The sequence below is a fragment of the Microcoleus sp. Pol12B5 genome (assembly GCF_036701335.1).
GTDB lineage: Bacteria > Cyanobacteriota > Cyanobacteriia > Cyanobacteriales > Microcoleaceae > Microcoleus.
In genome coordinates this window covers 1-2,981 of sequence record NZ_JAUBQQ010000141.1, presented here as the reverse complement: position 1 = coordinate 2,981, position 2,981 = coordinate 1, and the positions used below count along the sequence as shown (strand labels likewise).

Sequence of the window (2,981 nt, the reverse complement as noted above, 5' to 3'; positions counted from 1 at the left end):
TTTGTTACCTCTGTGGAAAAAATCCTGAAAGAATTTGGAGAAAACTATGTAATTAATTTTGTCTAGCTACTTACCAGCCGCCCGCGCAACCGCCCGGAAGGTTACACTTTGCGGTATCAGGCCGTAACTTGGAGTGGCATGAGTGGCGGCCCAGTTTTTGATTCCGAAGCGCGAGTCATCGGTTTACACGGACAAGGGGAATTTGGTTTCGCGCAAACGAGTTCCGGCGAAGTCGCCCCGATTAAAACCGGATTTAATGCAGCAGTTCCCATCAATACATTTATCGCGAAGCTAGTGGCGGCGGGAATAAACAAATCCGAGTTGAAAGTAGACAATACTCCCACAACCAGCGGCCCGGTATCCACCGCCAATCCGCAAGACGCCCAAGCGTATTATTTTCGAGGACTTTCGCTGTTAGATCAAGGAGATGCTTGGGAGGCGATCGCCGATTTCAACAGAGCACTCGCTTTCAAGCCCAAATACACCCCTGAATTGTATTTTAATATCGGCAATGCCCGCACTTTCATCGCCAGCCTCGAAACAACCCGCGGGCCCAGGCCTATTAGCGCTATTAGCGCTATTAGCGCTATTGAAGCATATACGCGGGCGATCGAAGCCAATCCCGGTTTTGCCGACGCTTACTACAACCGAGCTTTAGCTTACCTGGACAACAAAGACCAACCCCAAGCAATTGCCGACTTTCAAAAAGCAGCAGAACTTTACAAGCAAGGCGGCAGAACCAGCGCCTATCAAGACGCGCTCAACAGAATCAAACAATTTCAGTAAAATGAGAAGTTAATAATTAAGAATTACAAATGAGTAATCCCTTTTTGGCGTTGCTTAATCAGGGTATAAAAAAATTACTTAAAAATCCCGAACTTTTGTGAATATTGGTTTCTATGACTTGCATATTTAGCCTTTCATACCTTACAGCACTTCCGGATGTTATGAGGTACAGTAGCAGCAGTTAGTAAACCAGTTTTTGAGATGTTTCGGATTAATTAAGTCAAGAGCCACAGCAATTATCCTGTCAACCATTTTAGTGCTGGTTGGTGAAAACTGTCGCAATAAAGATTTGAGTTGCGACCACCATAATTCAATTGGATTAAAATCAGGAGAGTATGGGGACAAACATAAGATAGAAGCACCCACCGCTTCAATCATAGGCTTAATTGAATCTACTTTATGGGCTGGTAAGTTATCCATCACTACTACTGCTCCCGACCACAATTGTGGCACTAAGCATTTCTCGATAAATACCTCAAATGCTTGGCTATCCATCGAGTTGTCCAGGGTCATTAATGCCACTACTCGGTTGAAACTAATTGCGCCAATTACTGTGACTTTTTGGCCTCGATAAAAAGGTTTGACCGCATAGGCTCTAGTCCCAAGTTGGGAACGTGCATGAGTTCGGCTTAAACCTAGCAATACTCCAGTCTCATCTAAAAATACTAAATTTTTTGGCTCGATATCCTTGACTTTTTCCCAATACTCTAACCTTAACTTCATGACTCTTTCTGTTCCTGCTTGGCTACTCCTGACAGTTTTTTTTTTCGATTTAATCCTAACTTCTGTAAGGCACTACACATTGCTGTTCTGCCTACCCAATTTCCGGTCTTTTGAGCGAATAACTCACACAATTATACCAAGGTTGCATCGGGATGTGCTGCCACTATTTCTCTTACCTCTGTTGAGCCGTTATTTAAATGACTGAATCTGGGTTTACCCCGGGGTTTAGGCTGTAAGTTTCCCTCGATTTTTTGTTGCTTGACAAGTTTTTGAACTAAGCTTTTACTGCAGGCAAATATTTCTGCTGTTTTTCTGATCGACAGCTTCTGTTCTAAATGGGCTGCTACTATTTTGGAGCGCAAATCTACTGAGTATGCTTTCATTGGTATATTATTTTTAGTCGATTCTATTGTACCTCATAACATCCGGAAGTGCTGTAAATCAGCAACGCCGCATTTTCAAACGCATTGCGAAACTGCTCTTCACTGTTTCGTAAAGCCGCCTTATTTTGTTTGCGTTCGTTTTCAGCCCGCTTGCGCTCCTTGATCTCCTTCTCTAATGCTTGATTTGCCACAATAAGTTGAGCTGGACTAGGTAGGGCTTGCTGAAAATAAGCGAAAAGCTGACTGTACAAGGCTTATAGAAGTCTTACAAGGGCAAAGAGGACACGAAAAAGAGGTAAAATTGGAAATAGTCGTGCATTTGTGAAGAAAAAATGTATCGAAAGTTACAAAATACCGGGGAGCCAGAAGAAGCCTTTGAACTGCCCTTTGAGGGCAAGCTGTGTGAAGAAAATCGTTGGGTACTTCTGGCAAACCTACTTCCCTGGTCAGAATTTGAGGAAGAATATGCCCAGAATTTCTCCGAGGAAATGGGATCGCCAGCCAAACCCTTTCGGAGGGAGCATCTCAAATATGCAATGAGTATAAATACTATTCAGGCCAAAGCGAGATTTAAATAAGCACAACGATGTTTCAGAACTTGAGCCAGATTGTCACGATTCCATTGTGCCCCGGAGATTTTAATTCTCCGTCCAATTTGTTTAATTGTAGCCTCGACAGCACCGGAACCAATTGTGATCTTTTGAGACTGCATCGCCTGATAGTCAGGAATCCTACATCGATGTCGTTCTAGATAATCCAGAAAGTTCTTGACGTGAGGTACATCCCAGTCCGCCAAAGCAGCGATTGCCCCATCGACCTGACCACGCCACAGATGAGTCTCCACTGTTCGCAAACGTTGATTAGAACCACCCAATTTGTACAGGTTTTCCTTGAGGTGATACCAATCTAAAATCTCTAAACGTTTCTCAAATGAAGCAATCCCAGCTATCAAATTCCAGACCCCTGGATGTCCATCACCCAAACAAGTAATTGGCTCACCTAAAGGCTGTCGATTCGTAACCGTTCAGGGGGTGCGCCTGAAGCGCACCACCCCAAGAGGAGTTTAAGCATCAATATGTTTGAGAGCTA

3 protein-coding genes and 3 pseudogenes are annotated in these 2,981 nt (G+C 43.8%); 2 read left to right on the top strand and 4 right to left on the bottom strand.

Annotation, left to right across the window (positions count from 1 at the left end; genetic code table 11):
• Positions 1–66: 66 nt before the first annotated feature.
• Positions 67–786, top strand: a pseudogene (locus QUA24_RS26945) (tetratricopeptide repeat protein); the annotation flags it as partial.
• Between the two features lie 159 nt (positions 787–945).
• Here the strand turns inward: QUA24_RS26945 and QUA24_RS26940 are convergent.
• The 3 genes from QUA24_RS26940 to QUA24_RS26930 all read right to left on the bottom strand — a co-directional run bounded on the left by QUA24_RS26940 (position 946) and on the right by QUA24_RS26930 (position 2,083).
• The gene (locus QUA24_RS26940) at positions 946–1,563 is read right to left on the bottom strand and encodes an IS630 family transposase (RefSeq protein ID WP_445242656.1); all 618 of its coding nucleotides are present in this window, start codon (positions 1,561–1,563) and stop codon (positions 946–948) included.
• A 77-nt stretch (positions 1,564–1,640) separates the two neighbouring features.
• On the bottom strand, positions 1,641–1,892 hold the full coding sequence (locus QUA24_RS26935; protein WP_333233461.1) for a helix-turn-helix domain-containing protein: 252 nt from the start codon (positions 1,890–1,892) through the stop codon (positions 1,641–1,643).
• A gap of 23 nt (positions 1,893–1,915) precedes the next feature.
• Positions 1,916–2,083 (bottom strand): hypothetical protein, encoded by a 168-nt coding sequence (locus tag QUA24_RS26930; RefSeq protein ID WP_333233460.1) that lies wholly within the window; start codon positions 2,081–2,083, stop codon positions 1,916–1,918.
• A gap of 141 nt (positions 2,084–2,224) precedes the next feature.
• Between QUA24_RS26930 and QUA24_RS26925 the strand changes: the two are divergent.
• Positions 2,225–2,407 (top strand): annotated as a pseudogene (locus QUA24_RS26925) (IS5/IS1182 family transposase); the annotation flags it as partial.
• Between the two features lie 38 nt (positions 2,408–2,445).
• Here QUA24_RS26925 and QUA24_RS27430 read toward each other — a convergent pair.
• Positions 2,446–2,658: pseudogene (locus QUA24_RS27430) on the bottom strand (ISKra4 family transposase); the annotation flags it as partial.
• Positions 2,659–2,981: the final 323 nt, after the last annotated feature.